At 33.3% G+C, this 16900-nt stretch carries 14 protein-coding genes; 5 read left to right on the top strand and 9 right to left on the bottom strand.

The features are described from left to right. Positions 1–130: 130 nt before the first annotated feature. From gyrB to lnt, 5 genes are all read right to left on the bottom strand, one after another. Entirely contained in the window at positions 131–2371 is a 2241-nt protein-coding gene (gene gyrB / locus G581_RS0104630; protein WP_028844811.1) for a DNA topoisomerase (ATP-hydrolyzing) subunit B, read from the bottom strand. Between the two features lie 35 nt (positions 2372–2406). Next, the gene (gene dnaN, locus G581_RS0104625; RefSeq protein WP_028844810.1) at positions 2407–3510 is read right to left on the bottom strand and encodes a DNA polymerase III subunit beta; all 1104 of its coding nucleotides are present in this window, start codon (positions 3508–3510) and stop codon (positions 2407–2409) included. 16 nt (positions 3511–3526) lie between these two features. Further along, entirely contained in the window at positions 3527–4846 is a 1320-nt protein-coding gene (gene dnaA, locus G581_RS0104620) for a chromosomal replication initiator protein DnaA (protein ID WP_028844809.1), read from the bottom strand. A gap of 335 nt (positions 4847–5181) precedes the next feature. After that, positions 5182–6295 (bottom strand): peptide chain release factor 2 gene (prfB, locus tag G581_RS10650; RefSeq protein WP_319006077.1). Its coding sequence is split into 2 segments (ribosomal slippage): positions 5182–6219 and positions 6221–6295, totalling 1113 coding nucleotides; the frame shifts between segments, so codons are not numbered across the junction. Beyond that, a complete protein-coding gene (lnt, locus tag G581_RS11895) occupies positions 6274–7863 on the bottom strand; it encodes an apolipoprotein N-acyltransferase (RefSeq protein ID WP_083962622.1) in 1590 nt (529 codons plus the stop codon). Before lnt ends, prfB begins: the two co-directional genes overlap by 22 nt. Positions 7864–7895: 32 nt before the next feature. On the opposite strand from lnt, the gene kdsB reads away from it, so the two are divergent. After that, complete coding sequence (gene kdsB, locus G581_RS0104605) at positions 7896–8681, top strand: 3-deoxy-manno-octulosonate cytidylyltransferase (protein ID WP_028844808.1); 786 nt, start codon at positions 7896–7898, stop codon at positions 8679–8681. Next, the gene (locus G581_RS0104600; protein ID WP_028844807.1) at positions 8660–10300 is read left to right on the top strand and encodes a CTP synthase; all 1641 of its coding nucleotides are present in this window, start codon (positions 8660–8662) and stop codon (positions 10298–10300) included. The genes kdsB and G581_RS0104600 overlap by 22 nt, the downstream gene beginning before the upstream one ends. A gap of 138 nt (positions 10301–10438) precedes the next feature. On the opposite strand, the gene G581_RS0104595 is transcribed toward G581_RS0104600, so the two are convergent. Then, positions 10439–10834: a YidH family protein gene (locus G581_RS0104595; protein ID WP_038065130.1), complete on the bottom strand. Its 396-nt coding sequence runs from the start codon at positions 10832–10834 to the stop codon at positions 10439–10441. A 151-nt stretch (positions 10835–10985) separates the two neighbouring features. Between G581_RS0104595 and G581_RS0104590 the strand changes: the two genes are divergently transcribed. Genes G581_RS0104590 through G581_RS0104580 form a run of 3 tightly spaced genes read left to right on the top strand, consistent with a single transcriptional unit; the run spans position 10986 to position 14500 of the window. Further along, positions 10986–12791: a thiamine pyrophosphate-dependent enzyme gene (locus G581_RS0104590; protein WP_028844805.1), complete on the top strand. Its 1806-nt coding sequence runs from the start codon at positions 10986–10988 to the stop codon at positions 12789–12791. A gap of 1 nt (position 12792) precedes the next feature. Beyond that, entirely contained in the window at positions 12793–13236 is a 444-nt protein-coding gene (locus tag G581_RS11615; RefSeq protein ID WP_028844804.1) for a 2-oxoacid:acceptor oxidoreductase family protein, read from the top strand. Further along, entirely contained in the window at positions 13223–14500 is a 1278-nt protein-coding gene (locus tag G581_RS0104580; protein WP_028844803.1) for a phenylacetate--CoA ligase, read from the top strand. Before G581_RS11615 ends, G581_RS0104580 begins: the two co-directional genes overlap by 14 nt. A gap of 237 nt (positions 14501–14737) precedes the next feature. Here the strand turns inward: G581_RS0104580 and mazG are convergent, their stop codons facing one another. Genes mazG through G581_RS0104565 form a run of 3 tightly spaced genes read right to left on the bottom strand, consistent with a single transcriptional unit; the run spans position 14738 to position 16885 of the window. Next, positions 14738–15511 (bottom strand): nucleoside triphosphate pyrophosphohydrolase, encoded by a 774-nt coding sequence (mazG, locus tag G581_RS0104575; protein ID WP_156875198.1) that lies wholly within the window; start codon positions 15509–15511, stop codon positions 14738–14740. Beyond that, positions 15504–16238 (bottom strand): ArsA-related P-loop ATPase, encoded by a 735-nt coding sequence (locus tag G581_RS0104570; protein WP_028844801.1) that lies wholly within the window; start codon positions 16236–16238, stop codon positions 15504–15506. Before G581_RS0104570 ends, mazG begins: the two co-directional genes overlap by 8 nt. Then, positions 16235–16885, bottom strand: coding sequence for an HAD-IA family hydrolase (locus tag G581_RS0104565; protein WP_038065126.1), 651 nt, complete (start codon positions 16883–16885; stop codon positions 16235–16237). Before G581_RS0104565 ends, G581_RS0104570 begins: the two co-directional genes overlap by 4 nt. Between the last annotated feature and the right edge of the window lie 15 nt (positions 16886–16900).

Genomic DNA, 16900 nt, shown 5'->3' with positions numbered 1-16900 from the left:
ATAATTTTCATAACATCGCCATTCAGAAATACTCAATTTTAAATAAAAAACTCAGGCTTTGAGGGATAATATTAATGAAATTTCTTAAAAATGATTTACAGAAAGCTTCTTCCATCTTAACTCTGCCTTTTTAAATATCAAGGTTTCTAACTTCAAGTGCATGTTTTACAATAAACTCTTTTCTTGGTTCAACATCATCTCCCATCAGTATTGTAAACATTTCATTTGCCAGTTCAGCATCTTCAACTGTTACCTGTAAGAGTGTCCTTTTTTCAGGATCCATTGTGGTTTCCCATAACTGTTCAGGATTCATCTCTCCAAGCCCTTTATATCTTTGAATGGTGAGTCCCTTTTTTATTGCATCCATAACTTTGCTATAAAGTTCCCACAAAGATTGAGTTCTTACAGTGTCATTCTTAATCTGAATAACATAGTCCTGATTTTCTTTAATTTCCTGAAGAGTTGAAAGTCTGTCATATATCTGCTGAATCATCTGAAAATCCTTTAATTCAAAAAATTCTGTATCTTTTTGTTCTGGACCAGTTTTAAGAATGCTTTCTATAAAAGATGGGGCAAATCCTCTTTTTTCAAAATTTTCTAGAATCCTGCCATATTCAAAAAGTAGCTTCAAAAACTCTTTTTTTAAATTAAGTTCTGATTCCTGAGGAAGAGATACCTCCTCGACAGCAATATCCATGAGAAATTCATTAAATTCATCCTCTGTCTGTATGTATCTTTCCCATTTGCCTCTCTTAATTCTATAGAGTGGGGGCTGGGCTATGTATAAATATCCAGCTTCTATTAAAGGAAACATCTGCCTGTAAAAAAATGTTAAAAGAAGAGTTCTAATATGCGCACCATCAACATCAGCATCGGTCATCAGAATTACTTTATGATATCTGATATCAGCAGGATCAAAATTTTCCTTGCCAATGCCTCCGCCAATTGCGGTAATCAGGGTTTTTATCTCCTCTGATGTTAACATCTTGTCTACTCTTGCTTTTTCCACGTTTAAAATTTTTCCTCTTAAAGGTAATACTGCCTGACAGCGTCTGTCTCTTGCCTGTTTTGCTGATCCACCAGCAGAATCGCCCTCAACTATAAAAAGTTCGGCATGAGAAGGGTCTTTTTCAGTACAATCCGCAAGCTTACCAGGAAGAGTTGTTGATTCAAGAATTCCATTTTTTCTTGTAAGCTCCTTCGCCTTTTTAGCAGCCTCACGAGCCCTTGCAGCATCTCTTGCTTTCTCAATAATTAGTTTTGCATAGTTCGGATTTTCCTCTAACCATCTGCTGAGGCCTTCATTTAGTATGGTTTCTACAACTCCCTTTACCTCGCTGTTACCGAGTTTCATCTTGGTCTGTCCTTCAAACTGAGGATCAGGAATCTTCACACTTATTACAGCAACAATGCCCTCTCTTACATCTTCACCAGAAAGAGACTCTTTTCCCTCTTTTAAAAGTCCATTTTCAATTGCATAACTGTTTATTGTTCGGGTGAGAGCTGACTTAAAACCTACTAAATGAGTACCACCTTCTCTTGTATGGATATTATTCACAAATGTGATAATTTCTTCTGAATAACCTTCATTATATTGAATAGCTATCTCAACAATAATCCTGTCTTTTTGTCCTTTAACATATATTGGTTTTGAATTTAATACTTTCTTATTTTTGTTTAAATCTTCTACAAATGATACTATTCCACCTTCTTTAATAAATTCCTCAACTGATCCATCTCTTTCATCAACAAGAATAATTTTTAATCCTTTGTTCAAGTAAGATAGTTCTCTAAATCTCTCAATTAGCATCTCTTTTATAAACTCTGTGGTTTCGAATATCTCTGGATCAGGCATAAACTTTATTTTTGTCCCTGAATCTTCTGTCTCACCAATAATCTCAACTGGGGTAACAGGAATACCACGAGCATATCTCTGTCTTACTACCTTGCCATCTCTTTTTACCTCAACCTCAAGCCATTCTGAGAGAGCATTAACAACACTCAAGCCTACTCCGTGAAGACCACCGGATACTTTGTATGCTTTTGACTCAAACTTTCCTCCTGCATGAAGCTCTGTAAGAACTATTTCGAGAGCTGTTCTGCCTTCAGGATCATCTGGATGAATATCTATTGGAATACCTCTACCATTATCTATAACAGTACAGCTTCCATCTCTATGCAATCTAACTTCAATCTGATTACAATATCCTGCAAGAGCTTCATCAACGCTGTTATCAAGCACTTCATAAATGAGATGATGCAATCCTTCAACACCTGTTGAGCCAATATACATAGCAGGACGGGTTCTTACCCCTTCAAGTCCTTTAAGAATTTTTATGTCTCCTGCTTTATAGGTTTCTGCTTTGTTCACAATATCTCCTCAAATATTTAAAAAAATTTTTTTAATTAAATTCTTAGCGGCATTACAACACATTCATAAACAAAAGAGGTAACATCAGCATCTGTTATATACACTGCCTTATCTGGCTTGCTCATGGTTATTTTTGCTTTATCTGAAGTAATCTTTTCAAGAGCATCTATCAGATATCTGGCATTAAAACCTGTTATAAAAGGCTCACCCTGGTAATCAATAGGTAATTCGTCTCTCGCTTCTCCAAGTTCAGGGTCTGATGATGATATTATAACTAAATTTTTATCCCATTCTGTTTTAACGGCATTCTGATGTTCTCTGCTTAAAACAGAAACTCTTTTAAGTGACGCTATAAACATACTTTTATCAACAACTGCCACTTTATCATTATTTTTCGGTATTACTGCTTCATATTCAGGATAATTGCCATCTATCATTCGTGTAAGAAAGGTTATACCATCCATTTCACACATAACGTGTGTTTTGCCAATGTGCAGAGAAACTGTTTCAGTATCAGATAAAAACTTTCTCAGTTCATTCAATGATTTTTTTGACAGAATTATCTTTTTTTCTTCTGTAAAGTTCATTCCCTCAGCTGGAGCGGAGAAAACTGCAAGCCTGTGGCCATCTGTACCGACCACTTTAAACTCTGAAGAAGCTTTGATATGAAAAAGAAGTCCGTTTAAAACATATCTCACATCAGCATCGCCAGAAGCATAAATTGTTTTCTCTATGGCAGTAAGAAGAAAATCTCTTGACAGATCAATTTTTGTAGCATCTCCGATGTCTGGCCATACAGGAAATTCAGCAGGATCAAGCGTAGCAAGCCTGAAATTTGATCTACCTGACTGAATTTTAATCCATTGCTCTACAAGTGTTATTTCAATATCTTCTGCAAGCTCTTTTACAATTTCATAAAATTTTTTTGCGGGAATACATGCTCTACCCGGTTGTAAAACTTCAACATCAAGTGGTTGTTTTACCGCTGTTTCAAGGTCTGTAGCTAAGATATATCCACCATTTTGTGTAACATCCATGAGAAAATGATTTAATACAGGCATAATACTTTTTTTTTCAACAATGTTTTGAATTTTTGAAAGATTATCCTGTATCTTCTGTTTTTTTAGCTTTAAATGCATTGGCTTACCCCCTGAATTATTTATTAACCTGTAATCTTTTTATAATGTTATCTATAAGCTTCGCCAGATTGTCATCTTTTTGTCTTGCCTTTTCAATCTGTTTGCATGCATATATAACTGTTGCATGATCTTTACCACCAAAGGCACTACCTATTTCTGCCAGCGAAAAATTGGTCAGCTTTTTTGCTATATACATAGCCAACTTTCTTGCATTTGCAATCTCTTTTGTTCTTTTTTTTGATCTTATATCCTGAATTTTTATATCCATTGTTTCACACACAGCTTTTTGAATTAATTCAACTGTGATTGGTTTGTTTTCATCAGGGAGCAAATCTTTTAAAACATGCTTTGCTATGTCCATAGTTATCGGAGCCTTTGTTAGAGAACTATATGCACACAACTTGATCAAAGAACCTTCAAGCTCTCTTACATTTGATTTAATTCTCGAAGCTATAAAGTAAGCCACATCTTCTGGTAATTTAATCCCTTCCATTTCTGCTTTTTTATATAAAATTGCAACTCTCGTTTCTATTTCCGGAGGCTGAATATCTGCTATAAGCCCCATTCCAAATCTTGAACGTAGTCTGTCTGTAATATCTGAAATCTCCATTGGAGGTCTATCACTGGAGATAACTATTTGTTTTTGCTTACTATAAAGTTCATTGAATGTATGAAAAAACTCTTCCTGTGTAGAATCCTTACCAGCAATAAACTGGATATCATCTACCAGAAATATATCCACTGTTCTATACTTATTTTTAAATTCAGTCATTTTTTCATGTCTGATTGCCGAAACAAACTCGCCAGTAAACTGCTCTGAAGAAATATAACATGCATTAATTTCAGGCTTTTTATCCAAAATATAATTCCCTATAGCTGTTATAAGATGAGTCTTACCAAGCCCGACTCCACCATATATAAAAAGAGGATTATAAGCAACTCCAGGATTTTCAGCAACTCTCTGCGCTGCCGCATGTGCGAACTGATTCGAAGGTCCAACAACAAAGGTATCAAAAGTATATTTAGGATTGAAATAGCCCCTTTTTATAGCCGGCTTTTTTTCGTCAATAGATATTAATTCCTGCTCCTTACCCGTAATAATATAATGAATTTTTATTTGATTTCCTGTAATCTGATAAAAGCTGTCACTTATTATCGATGGGAAATTATCCTCTATCCAGTCCTTAAAAAATCTATTTGGAACCTCTATAAAAGCGTTTGAATTCTTTATATCCAAAAGCTTTATAGGAGAAAACCAGAGTTCAAAAATAGATTCACCTACTTTTTGTGCTATAATTTCTAAAACTTTCTGCCAGATTTTATTTATTTCATTCATTTTTCAACAACTTTTAAACATTTGTTAAAAACTATCATGTTGAGAGCCTGTTAAATAAAAAAGTTTTTAAAATTCAAATGGTTATACATATAACCTCTTTTTAAGACCTTTTCATTATATCCTATAATTAACAAAGTGAGCAATAAATTGTTTAAAATCTGTAGAATAAATTCATATTTCAACATTAATAAAAATCTTCATTATTAAAAGGTTAACTTTATAAAAAATCAGTACAAATTTTAAACACTAAAACAAATTATAAAAAAAGTAAAAAAAACATCTTTAAACATAAACAACATCACCTATCACTACTTCTATAAAAAACAAAAAAAAGATTAAAAAACAGAAGAAAATCTTTTAAGATAAGCTTCAATAAAAACATCTATATCACCATCTAAAATCTGTTCAACATCATAAATCTCAATATCAGTCCTGTGATCTTTTATCAGCCTATAAGGATGAAGTATATAAGACCTGATCTGATTTCCCCATGCTATATCTTTTTTGTCACTTATAATAGACTTTATCTTATCTTCCTGTTCTTTCTGTAAAAGAGCATAAAGTTTTGACCTTAATATCTTCATTGCAATTTCTTTATTTCTATGCTGAGATCTTTCAGTTTGACAGTTAACAATAATACCTGTAGGAATATGAACAATTCTTACAGCTGATGAAACCTTATTAACATGCTGACCACCTGCTCCCGAAGCTCTAAAAGTATCGATTCTTAAGTCCTCATCTTTTATTTCAACCTCAATATTATCTTCTATTTCTGGATAAATACTGACAGCTACAAAAGAAGTATGTCTTCTTTTATTTGCATCAAATGGAGAAATTCTTACAAGTCTATGAACTCCGGCTTCTGATTTTAAATATCCGTAAGCATATAATCCTTCAACAGTAAAAGTTACATCCTTTATTCCTGCTTCTTCTCCTGATTGTAAATCAATAATGTTCACTTTAAATCCCTTTTTTTCAGCCCATCTTAAATACATCCTCATGAGCATCTCAGCCCAGTCCTGACTTTCTGTGCCACCTGCTCCAGGATGGATTGATACTATAGCATTATTTTTATCATGTTCTTTATTAAGTAAAAGCCTCAATTCAAGCTTTTCAATATTTTTTTTAGTTTCTTCTATATCTTTTTCTAAATCATGTAAAAATAAATATCCTTCTTCTTCTGACTCTGAAATATTTAACGCTTCTTCAAGATATTCAATCTTATTGATAAAAGAGTCTAAAGGTTCAACTATTTCCTGAAGACTATTTTTTTCCTGCTGAATTGATTTTATTTTTTTTATATCTTTCCAGTTAACTTCCTTCTGAAGTTCTATATCAAGTGTTTTAATTTTCTCTTTAAGCTTATCTATTTCAAAGACAACCTCTTAAAGAAAGAACTTTTTCTTTAGTTTCTTTTAAATTAATCTTTAAATCTTCATATGTAACCATTTTTTACCTCCAAAGCTTATATTTCCAATTAAAAAAATTAAAGAAAAAACAATACATAAATAAGCGAATATATCACCATATTTTATGTAAAAGCTGTTTTTTTCGTTTTCCTGTATATTTTCAACTAAATAAGTTCGTTCAAATAGCTTTGTTTTATTTATAATCCTTCCTTTACTGTCGATAAAACCAGAAATACCAGAATTTGCAGCTCTTATTAAGGGTTTTCTATTTTCAATTGCTCTAAACACAGCCATTGAAAAATGCTGATACGGTCCAGATGTCTTTCCAAACCAACCATCATTGGTGATATTGACAATAAAATTTCCACCTTTTTGATAAAACTTTCGTACTTGTCCCGGAAAAATACTCTCATAGCAGATTAAAGTTGCAAACTTTCCAAATGGAGTGACTGCTAAATTATAACTGCTACCACTCTGATAATCTCCGACACCTACAGTCAATTTATCTATAAAAAATAAAATCTTTCTTAAAGGAACATATTCACCAAATGGTACTAAATGTATTTTATCATAAAAATAAGCGGTCACTCCATTTGAATCAATCAAGACAGCACTGTTTGTATATTGATTTTCCTGCCTTTCCATTATAGTTCCAACCAGTAAATATATATTTTGTCCTTTAACAAAGTTAATTAAATCCGAGGTAAAGTATTTATTTTTTTCGTATATAAAAGGTAGAGCTGTTTCAGGCCATACAACTAATTGGGGATTAGATGATTTAGCTTGAATTGTAAGATTTTTATAAATATTTAAAATTTCATTTATTTTGTTAAAATCCCACTTTTCATGCTGAGGAATACTTCCCTGAATTACAGCTACTTTTAGAGTTTGACTATCAATTGGCTCATTTAGTTTTATAACTCCATAAATTATGGTTAAAGCAAATATTATGACAATTCCAGCTGTGCTTAAAACAACAGGAATATATGATATGAGAGGATATCGAGTTTTAAGTTTTTTAAAAATCAATAAATCAAAAATCAAGCAATTAAAAAGAATAATAAGATAAGAAATTCCGTAAATTCCTGTTATATCAGCAATCTGATTAATAATTAAAAATTTATACTGACTGTATCCTAATATAGCCCATGGGAAGCCTGTAAAAAGATATGTTCTTAAAACTTCAAAACTGACCCATATAAAAGGTGCATAAAATGAAGTTGGTAAATTATTTTTTAATAAATTTTTATATATTAAAGCAAAAAAAGCTGGGTATAGAGCAAGATATAGAGCTAATAGACCAACTATAACATAGCTTAAAATAAAAGGTACAGAGCCATAAAAGTAAAGAGAATGATAAATCCAGTAAACATTGCCTAAAAAATATAAAAATCCAAAAACCAATCCACCTTTAAAAACAGTTCTGGAATCTTGAGCTTTATATAAAAAGAAAAAAAATGGTAAAAAAGAAACCCATGCAAGGAAAAAAACATCAAATGGTGCAAAACTTAGAATTAACATAATAGCAGATAAAAATGGTAAAAAATACTTTTTAACAGTGTTAACTAAATAACTTTTTGTTTCTTTTATAAAATCTGGCCACAACATCAGATAATTATGTTATCATAAAAGTTAAAGTTATGGTTACTATTTGCATTATTCCTGCAAGGTTTGCTTCAACACGATTCCCTGGTAAACCTCTTGCACTTCTTCAAAAGAAACCACTTATTCAACATGTGTATGAAAAAGCGAAAATCTCTCACTTTATTGATGATGTTTTTGTAGCTACTGATGATGAAAGAATACTAAAGTGTGTGGAGAGCTTTGGTGGAAAAGCAATAATCACATCAAAAACACATCCTTCTGGTACAGATAGAATAGCCGAGGCAGTTGATAGCTTGATAAAAAAAGGATATAATTTGGAAGGTGACTCCATTGTAATTAATGTTCAGGGCGATGAACCGATGATTAAGCCTGAAATGATTGAACAGCTTGTAAAACTTATGAAAGAAGGTTATAATGTGGATGAGACTTCTCAGCTTATTGGAACTCTTGTAACAAAAATCGATGATGAAAAAATTTTTAAAAATCCTAATATTGTGAAAGCTGTTTTTGATGAAAATGGATATGCCCTGTATTTTTCACGTTCTCCAATACCATTTGACAGGGAAAAATTTATAAAAGGTGATTCTACAAATAATTTTATGTACAAGCATATAGGAATTTATGGATATACAGTTGAAATTCTTAAAAAATTTGTCACTCTACCCCAATCAACACTTGAAAAGGTTGAGTCTCTTGAACAGCTCAGAGCACTTGAAAATGGAATAAAAATCAAAGTAAATATTACAGAATATGATTCCTTTGGAATAGATACACCAGAAGACCTGGAGGTAGCAGAAAAATGCCTAAGTACATATTTATAACAGGGGGAGTAGTGTCAGCTCTTGGTAAAGGTATCGCAGCATCTGCAATTGGTGCTTTACTTGAGACAAAGGGATTTAAGGTTACAATCCAGAAGCTTGACCCATATATAAATGTTGATCCAGGAACTCTGAGTCCTTTTGAACATGGAGAGGTTTATGTTACTGATGATGGTTGTGAAACAGATTTAGATCTCGGGCACTATGAAAGGTTCACTCATCTTATTGCTTCACATGTTAATAATTATACATCAGGAAAAATTTATTTTAATGTTATATCCAAAGAAAGAAAAGGTAGTTATCTTGGACACACTGTTCAGGTTGTTCCACATGTTACCGATGAAATAAAGGAAGCTATAAAATCAGCTGCAGGAGACAATGATTTTGATGTTGTTATAGTCGAAGTTGGAGGAACTGTAGGAGATATTGAAGGGCTCCCTTTTCTTGAAGCAATAAGGCAGTTTCGGTATGATGTTGGTAGAGAAAATGTTTTATATATTCATCTGACCCTTGTTCCATATGTAAAAAGCGCTGGAGAACTTAAAACAAAACCAACACAACACAGTGTGAACAGTTTGAGGGCTATTGGTATCCAGCCGGATATTTTACTGTGTCGCGCTGACAGGCCAATTCCTCATAGTTTGAAAAAAAAGATCGCTCTTCACTGTAACCTTGATTTTGATGCTGTTATTTCAGCCCATGATGTTGAAACCGTTTATGCAGTCCCTTTAAACTTTCAAAATGAGGGACTTGACCTTTTAATAGAAAAAAAATTTTCTTTCCCTCATAGAATCGGCGATCTTTCTTTATGGGAAGAGATTGTTGATAAGATTAAAAATCCTAAAACAGAGGTTAATATAGCAATTGTTGGTAAATATGTAGGTCTTAAGGATTCTTATAAAAGTCTTAATGAAGCATTAATTCATGGTGGTATTGCAAATGATGCGAAGGTCAATCTTATATGGGTAGATTCAGAAGATATAGAAAAAGATGGAGCAGGTATGCATCTTTCTGAGGCGCACGGTATATTAATTCCTGGTGGTTTTGGCAGTCGGGGGATAGAAGGCAAAATTGAAGCAATAAAGTATGCAAGAGAAAATAAAATACCATTCTTAGGTATCTGTCTTGGTATGCAGTGTGCAGTAATTGAAATAAGCAGGCATCTTGCAGGACTCAGGGCTCACAGTACCGAATTTGATCCAGATACGGAGCATCCTGTTATTTATTTAATGCAGAAATGGTTTAATCCAAAAACTGAAAAATATGAAATAAGAACAGTAGATTCTCAGAAAGGTGGAACTATGAGGCTTGGTGCCTATCCATGTGTCCTTAAAGATGGAACAAAGGCATATGAAGCTTACAGAGTAAAAGAAATTTCTGAAAGACATAGACATCGATATGAGTTTAATAATAAATATCTTCCGATTCTTGAAGAAAAAGGAGTGTTATTCAGTGGAACTTCGCCAGATGGTCAGCTTGTAGAAATAATCGAATTAAGAGACCATCCATGGTTTCTTGGTTGTCAATTCCATCCAGAGTTTAAGTCCAAGCCCTTTAAACCGCATCCTTTATTCAGGGCTTTTATTTCTGAATCTTTAAAAGGAAGAAGAACACTTTTTTAAAATTTATTCTGCTTTTTTTCTTTAGACAATCATTATAAATATTAAAATTTTATTGCTTATTCACGAATATTATTGCGAATATAAATATCCATCTTTACATCATTAGAATGTGAAAATTAGTAGTATATTTAATTAAAATCAAATACTACGAATTAAATAAACAATTAGAAATACTAAAATTATAAGAAGACATATTATAAGAAGTATATCAAGTAAAGTAGAAGGTTGATATGTATCTTCATCAATCTGTTTTTCGATTTTTTTATACCGTATAAAAGCAAGAAATCCCATCAATCCACCAAGAGAAATAAGAACTATGCCAAAAAAAGTGGAGTATTCTGCTTCACTTGAATGAAAAGGTTGTTTTCCTAGAATCAGATAAAACTGTTTTACAAAGAGAGCAAATTTTTCTACAACAAATCCAAAAGCCATTATTCCAATGCTTGTTCTTATCCATGAAAGGAAGGTCCTCTCATTAGCAAGATGGACTCTTCGATTACGAACTTTTGGATGGATATTATCCTGTTCATTCATACTGTTAAAATTTTAAAAAATTATTAAAAAACCGCAATAGTGTAAAGTGCTTAAGACGTACCTATTTTAACACACCTAATGTTTAAAAAATACCTTTTATTTTTCGCCAGTAGAATTGCTTCAATACTCCATTTTTTCTTATTATATAAAAATGTCACGGTTATATATTTCGGGTAATGAAGCAATTGCGTATGGATTAATAAATGCAGGCGTAAGATTCATCACAGGTTATCCAGGTACTCCTTCAAGTGAAATTATTCCAGCAGCCCAGAAATTAAAAAAACAACATGGTTTGAAAGCATTTATTGAATGGTCAATAAATGAAAAGGTAGCTTATGAGATAGCCTACGGAGCAGCTCTGTCAAATATAAAAAGTGCTGTTACAATGAAACAGGTGGGACTTAATATTGCCATGGATCCATTTATGAATTCTGCTTATGTTGGTACAGTTGCATCAATGGTTGTTGTAAGCGTTGATGACCCTGGTCCGCATTCATCACAAACTGAGCAGGATAGTCGATTTATAGCAATGGCTGCAAAAATTCCAGTTTTAGACCCATCCACAGTCCAGGAAGCTTATGAGTTTGCTAGAAAAGCTACTGAGTTGAGTAATAAATATAACATGCCAGTCATGCTCAGGAGCTCAACCAGAGTGTCACATGCTCGAGCTGATGTGAGGATAGATGAAGAGTTATATAATGAACCAATGGAGGCTAATTTTAAAACAGCTAAAAACTGGCATGAATTTATCTGGAGATTTGCAGCTACACCAAAACAGAGACTGAAACTGCACGAACTTCTAAATGATAAGATTAAAAAAATTGCAGATGAAAATAAAATTAAGCTATTTTTTAATGGTAAAATTTTGATGCTTTCAAGTGGAGCAGTTTTTTCTTATTTGTATGAACTGATTGAAGATTATAAACTTCAGGATAGACTAACTCTTGGAAAAATTGATATGCCATATCCTCTTAATTTTCAGGATTTTTCTCAATTTCAAAGAGTTATTGCTGTTGAAGAAACCTATCCAGTGATAGAGCTTCAACTTAATACAGAAGGACGAAGAAATGGATTAGTACCAGGCGAGGGTGAACTCACGCCAGAAGTATGTGAGGATATTCTTCAAAGACTTGGGTTAATTGAAAGAAAAAAAATAGTTACAGTTCCTGCACTTAAGAGACCTTCTTTATGCCCTGGATGTGCTCACAGGATTTCTCTTTTTGCAGTCAAGAAGGTTTTTGGTAAAAAGGCAATCTATGCTGGGGACATAGGCTGTTACACTTTAGCACTTAATTTTAATGTTACAGATACAGTATTGTGTATGGGAGCAAGCGTATCGTTTGGATTTGCATTAAAGAAAGCTTTTGAACTCTCTGATAAAGATAGGGATGTGGTTTCAATTATAGGAGATTCAACCTTTTTTCATTCTGGAATTCCTCCATTAATTGATGCTGTTCATTATAAAGTGCCATTTTTAGTTGTTATTCTTGACAATCAGACAGTTGCTATGACAGGTAATCAAAAGACTCTATCGGATTCTGAAAGCTCCACAGATGTAGCATTAAAACCAATTATTATAGAAAATGTCATAAAAGGACTTGGAGTCAATTTTGTGCAAGTTGTTGATTCTTATGATTTTGAAACTTCTCTTAAGCTTTTAAAGGAAGCTAAGAAATTCTTAAAGGATAGTTCTGAACCTGCTGTTATTGTCTTCAGACATCCCTGCATTAATACAAAGAAGGGGTTGAGTATTAATCCAGTATACGCTATTAAGATAGATAAAAAACTCTGCAAGGGCTGTAAGGTCTGCGTAAATGAGTTTGAATGCCCTGCAATTATTTTCAATGAAGAAGAAAATAAGGCAGAGATAGACAGAAATCTGTGTATAAGCTGTGGTTGTTGCGTTTATTCATGTCCAACAAAGGCGATAATTAAGGGAGAAATAGTAAAAGAATAAAATGAAACTTGTGATTATCGGAAAAGGTGGACAGGGTGTGATATTCTTTTCAAAACTGATTGCTCAGGCAGCAATCAAAAAAGGTACCAGTGTTTGCTCTACTGAAATTAAGGGAATGGCTAAAAAAGGCGGTGTTGTTGAAGTTCAAATGAAGATAGCAGAGGGGCTAAGTGGCTTCGTTCGCAGAGGCACTGCTGACCTTGTTATTCTTTTAAGTGATGATTTGACTGATTATGCCCAAACATTTGGAGAAAAAATTTTTACATTTACAAAATCACAGATAGATGATGCATTAAAAATTGTTTCATCTCGCTATATAAATACCTTTCTTCTTGGAATTTTTGTAAAAAAGACAGATTTATTTAGCTGTGAAGATTTTATAAAGATACTCGATGATGAAAATAAAAAATCATTTATAAAGGGGTGTGAATATGTTCAATCCTGAAAAGGAGACTCTTCCAAGAGAAAAACTTGAAAAGCTTCAGATTGCACAATTTAAAAAGACTTTAAAATATCTGAAAAATTCAAGATCAAAACTCAAGGAAAAATATAAACATGTTGAACCTGAGGATATCACAAGCCTTGAAGACTTAAAAAACTTACCCCTTACTACAAAAGATGAACTTAAAGACTGTTATCCTTTCGATCACATTGCTATTGATCCGTCCAGTTGTGCAAGAATGCATTTAAGTTCAGGGACAACAGGTGTACCGGTTATAAATGCGATGACTCGTAATGATATTGCTCAATGGTCAGAGATGATGGCTCGATGTCTTGCCTGTGCAGGCCTTACTGAAAAAGATAGAATTCAGATAATGCCTTCCTTTGGACTTTTTAATGGCGGATTTGGTTTTCACTATGGTGCAGAATGTCTTGGTTGCTTTGTCGTCCCTGCTGGAGCGGGCCGTTCTCTTATGCAACTTAAACTTATTAAAGAACTTGAGGTTACAGCAATAGGAGCAATAGCATCATATCCTGCAAGACTGATAGAGGTTGCCCGAGAAAGCGATTTTGATTTCAGACAGACAAAGCTAAAAGTGGCGATTCTGGGAGCAGAAACATGGTCAGATGAATATAGAAATAGAATTGAAGAAGAGATGGGGGTTAAAACATTTGATATAATCGGACTTACAGAAACAGGAGGAATAGGTCTTGGTATAGACTGTCCGGCAAGATCAGGAATCCATGTCTGGGAAGACCACTATATTGTTGAAATAATTAATCCTGGCAATGACAAGCCTGTAGAACTCGGAGAAGAAGGAGAGATGGTTATTACCACCATTACAAGAGAAGGCCTTCCTCTTATAAGATATAGAACAAGAGATATATCAAGAATTTTAACTTATGAAAAATGTGACTGTGGCAGAACTCATGTAAGAGTGGACAGAATTAAAGGTAGAACCGATGATATGCTTAAAGTTAAAGGAGTCAATTTCTATCCATCTCAGGTTGAGCAGATTTTGCTTAAATACAAGGGCATTTCTCCTTATTATCAACTAGTTATTGAGACAGTAAAAGGAAAAGATGAGATGACTATAATCGTTGAAAAGGTTAATAATGGAATCACCCAGAAAGAGCTTGAGCACCTTGATCTCGAACTTTATGATTTTCTTGCTTTTCATAGTAAAATTCAGATTGTTCCAGAGGGTACTATTCAAAGAGTTCCTGGCAAAGCAACGAGAATTATAGATAAAAGAAAAAAGACGTAAGTGTTATCAATATATTTTGTTCCACGTGGAACAAAATCCTTTTTGTTGATTTTTTATGGTTTGCGATACGATTCGAAAGAGAGCTATGTCAATAGTAACATAGGCTAATTTAAACAGTTAATGAATGAGCGATATAGGTTAACGATTTAATGAATTTATTTTTGCAATCTATTTTATGAATCACCGAGATGGTTTAAAATCTTTTAACAAAACACGGAATTTACAGGACAGGGAAACTTATAATTCTTTATTTTTGATGTCTTCCCAGAGATTGTCCATTTCTGATAAATTCATCTCTTTTAAGTTCTTGCCTTTTTCTCTGGCAAGCTCTTCAAGTTTTTTAAACCTTTCTTCAAATTTTCTATTTGTTTTCCTCAAAGCAGTTTCAGGATCAATTTTGAAAAAACGTGCAAGATTCACAATACTGAATAATAAATCGCCAATTTCTTCTTCTGTTTCATTTTTTCTGCCTGATTTGATGGCTTCTTCAACTTCATTCAGTTCTTCTTTGATTTTATCAATCACTCCATCAGTATTTTCCCAGTCAAATCCAACCCTGGCAACTCTTGATTGAATTTTATATGCTCTGAGCAATGCTGTAAGTGTTGGTGGAATCCCTTCAAGTATTGAGCTACAAAGCTTGCCTTCCTCTTTTTTCCTTTCATCCCACTGATTTAATACTTCTTCAGATGTTTTAAATTCAGCGTTTCCAAAAACATGAGGATGTCTTCCAATCATCTTCTTAGAAATTGTATCTATTACATCATTTATATCAAAATTGCCCTCTTCTCTTGCTATCTGACTATGAAAAACTATTTGAAGTAGTAGGTCTCCCAGTTCTTCTTTGATGCCATTTATGTCTTTTTTTTCAATTGCTTCAATCAGTTCATAAGTTTCTTCAAGAAGGTATCGTTTAAGTGTATCATGGGTTTGAGCTCTGTCCCATGGACAGCCTTTTTCAGAACGAAGAGTTTCCATGATTTCTATTAGTTTTTGAAATTTTTCATCCAATTGCATCCTCCAGGATAGCATAGAAATTTTTTAATGTCTCTGATGTATGGCTAAGAGAGAAAATGCTTTCTCCTCTTTCACTGAGTTTTCTTAGATTTTCATCAAAAAAAACATATCTGATTTTTCCGAATTGTTTTGTTAACTCATCTTCTTCAACCTCATTGAAAGCCTGATTAATAATTAGAGCTTTATTTTTAGGCATTATTCCAACTTCATTTACAAGATTGTTTATTCTTGTAGCAGCTTGCATACTGGTTTTAGAAGGGCTACTTACTATAAATAAAAAGTCGATTTTATTGACAATTCCTCTGCTTATATGTTCCATTCCTGCTTCATTGTCAACAACTATATATCTGTACTGTTCTGAAATTTCCTGAAGAATTCTTCTTAAAATATTATTTACAGCACAATAACATCCGCTTCCTTCGGGTCTTCCCATTACAAGAAGATCAAATCCCTGACTTTCTGCCATAATTCTATTTATTTGAATCTCAAGCCATTCATCAAGAGAGATTCCTTCTGGTTTATTTTGCATAGCATGGTCTCTTATTGATGCAAGGGTTTCATTAACTCTAACTCCAAGAAGTTCAGGAAGGCAGAAATTAGGATCTGCGTCCACTACAAGTACAGAATGTGCTTTATTCTCTGAGAGGTATCTTACTGTTAATGCAGCAAGAGTACTCTTGCCTGTACCACCTTTTCCAGCGAAAACTATAAAATAATTCATGTTCCTATTAGCTTAATAATATTAAGTAAATCACTGAATTTATCAATTAAAAAATCAGCATCCTTTAAAAATTCTCTGTCTCTATATCCATATGTAACTGCCGCTGTTTTCACTCCAGCTGATTTTCCAGCCTTAATATCAAGCTCACTGTCTCCAACAATAATTGTTCTGTCACAGGATGTTTGCAACTTTTTAATTGTTTCAAGGATTGGCAATGCTGAAGGTTTTCTTTCAGAAAATAGATCACTGCCACCTACAAAATCAAAATATTTTAAAAGTCCGAGACTGTTAAGCGTCTTAATGCTTAGGTCAGTAAGTTTATTTGAAATTACAGCTTTTTTGAAGTCTTTTAATTGGTTAAGAGTTTCTTTCACCTGAGGATAAGGTCTGGAATAATCTGTTATATGTTCTTTGTAATAGTTGATAAAACATTCAAGCATTGGCTCTTTAAAACTGAAAATTCCCCTTGCCTCTAAAGCTTTTTCTATAAGACGATTAACTCCTTCTCCGACCATCTTTCGTACTTCATCTTCTGAAAAACCTGAGATGCCTTTTTCTTCGAAGCAGTAGTTCAATGCTCGAGTTATGTCTTTGCAGGAATCTACGAGTGTGCCATCAAGATCAAAAATAATAAGTTCAATAGACATACTATTTAGTATAAC

This window comes from Thermodesulfovibrio thiophilus DSM 17215 (assembly GCF_000423865.1).
In the GTDB taxonomy this organism is placed as follows: Bacteria; Nitrospirota; Thermodesulfovibrionia; order Thermodesulfovibrionales; family Thermodesulfovibrionaceae; genus Thermodesulfovibrio; species Thermodesulfovibrio thiophilus.
Note: the sequence above shows the minus strand (reverse complement) of the source record. Positions and strands in the feature narration are given on the sequence as shown.

What these genes read in the sequence shown, in the direction of transcription:
- dnaN (WP_028844810.1), bottom strand. Translation starts at nt 3,510, where the DNA reads ATGCATTTAAAGCTAAAAAAACAGAAGATACAGGATAATCTTTCAAAA.
- dnaA (WP_028844809.1), bottom strand. Translation starts at nt 4,846, where the DNA reads ATGAATGAAATAAATAAAATCTGGCAGAAAGTTTTAGAAATTATAGCA.
- lnt (WP_083962622.1), bottom strand. Translation starts at nt 7,863, where the DNA reads ATGTTGTGGCCAGATTTTATAAAAGAAACAAAAAGTTATTTAGTTAAC.
- kdsB (WP_028844808.1), top strand. Translation starts at nt 7,896, where the DNA reads ATGGTTACTATTTGCATTATTCCTGCAAGGTTTGCTTCAACACGATTC.
- G581_RS0104600 (WP_028844807.1), top strand. Translation starts at nt 8,660, where the DNA reads ATGCCTAAGTACATATTTATAACAGGGGGAGTAGTGTCAGCTCTTGGT.
- G581_RS0104595 (WP_038065130.1), bottom strand. Translation starts at nt 10,834, where the DNA reads ATGAATGAACAGGATAATATCCATCCAAAAGTTCGTAATCGAAGAGTC.
- G581_RS0104590 (WP_028844805.1), top strand. Translation starts at nt 10,986, where the DNA reads ATGTCACGGTTATATATTTCGGGTAATGAAGCAATTGCGTATGGATTA.
- G581_RS11615 (WP_028844804.1), top strand. Translation starts at nt 12,793, where the DNA reads ATGAAACTTGTGATTATCGGAAAAGGTGGACAGGGTGTGATATTCTTT.
- G581_RS0104580 (WP_028844803.1), top strand. Translation starts at nt 13,223, where the DNA reads ATGTTCAATCCTGAAAAGGAGACTCTTCCAAGAGAAAAACTTGAAAAG.
- G581_RS0104570 (WP_028844801.1), bottom strand. Translation starts at nt 16,238, where the DNA reads ATGAATTATTTTATAGTTTTCGCTGGAAAAGGTGGTACAGGCAAGAGT.
- G581_RS0104565 (WP_038065126.1), bottom strand. Translation starts at nt 16,885, where the DNA reads ATGTCTATTGAACTTATTATTTTTGATCTTGATGGCACACTCGTAGAT.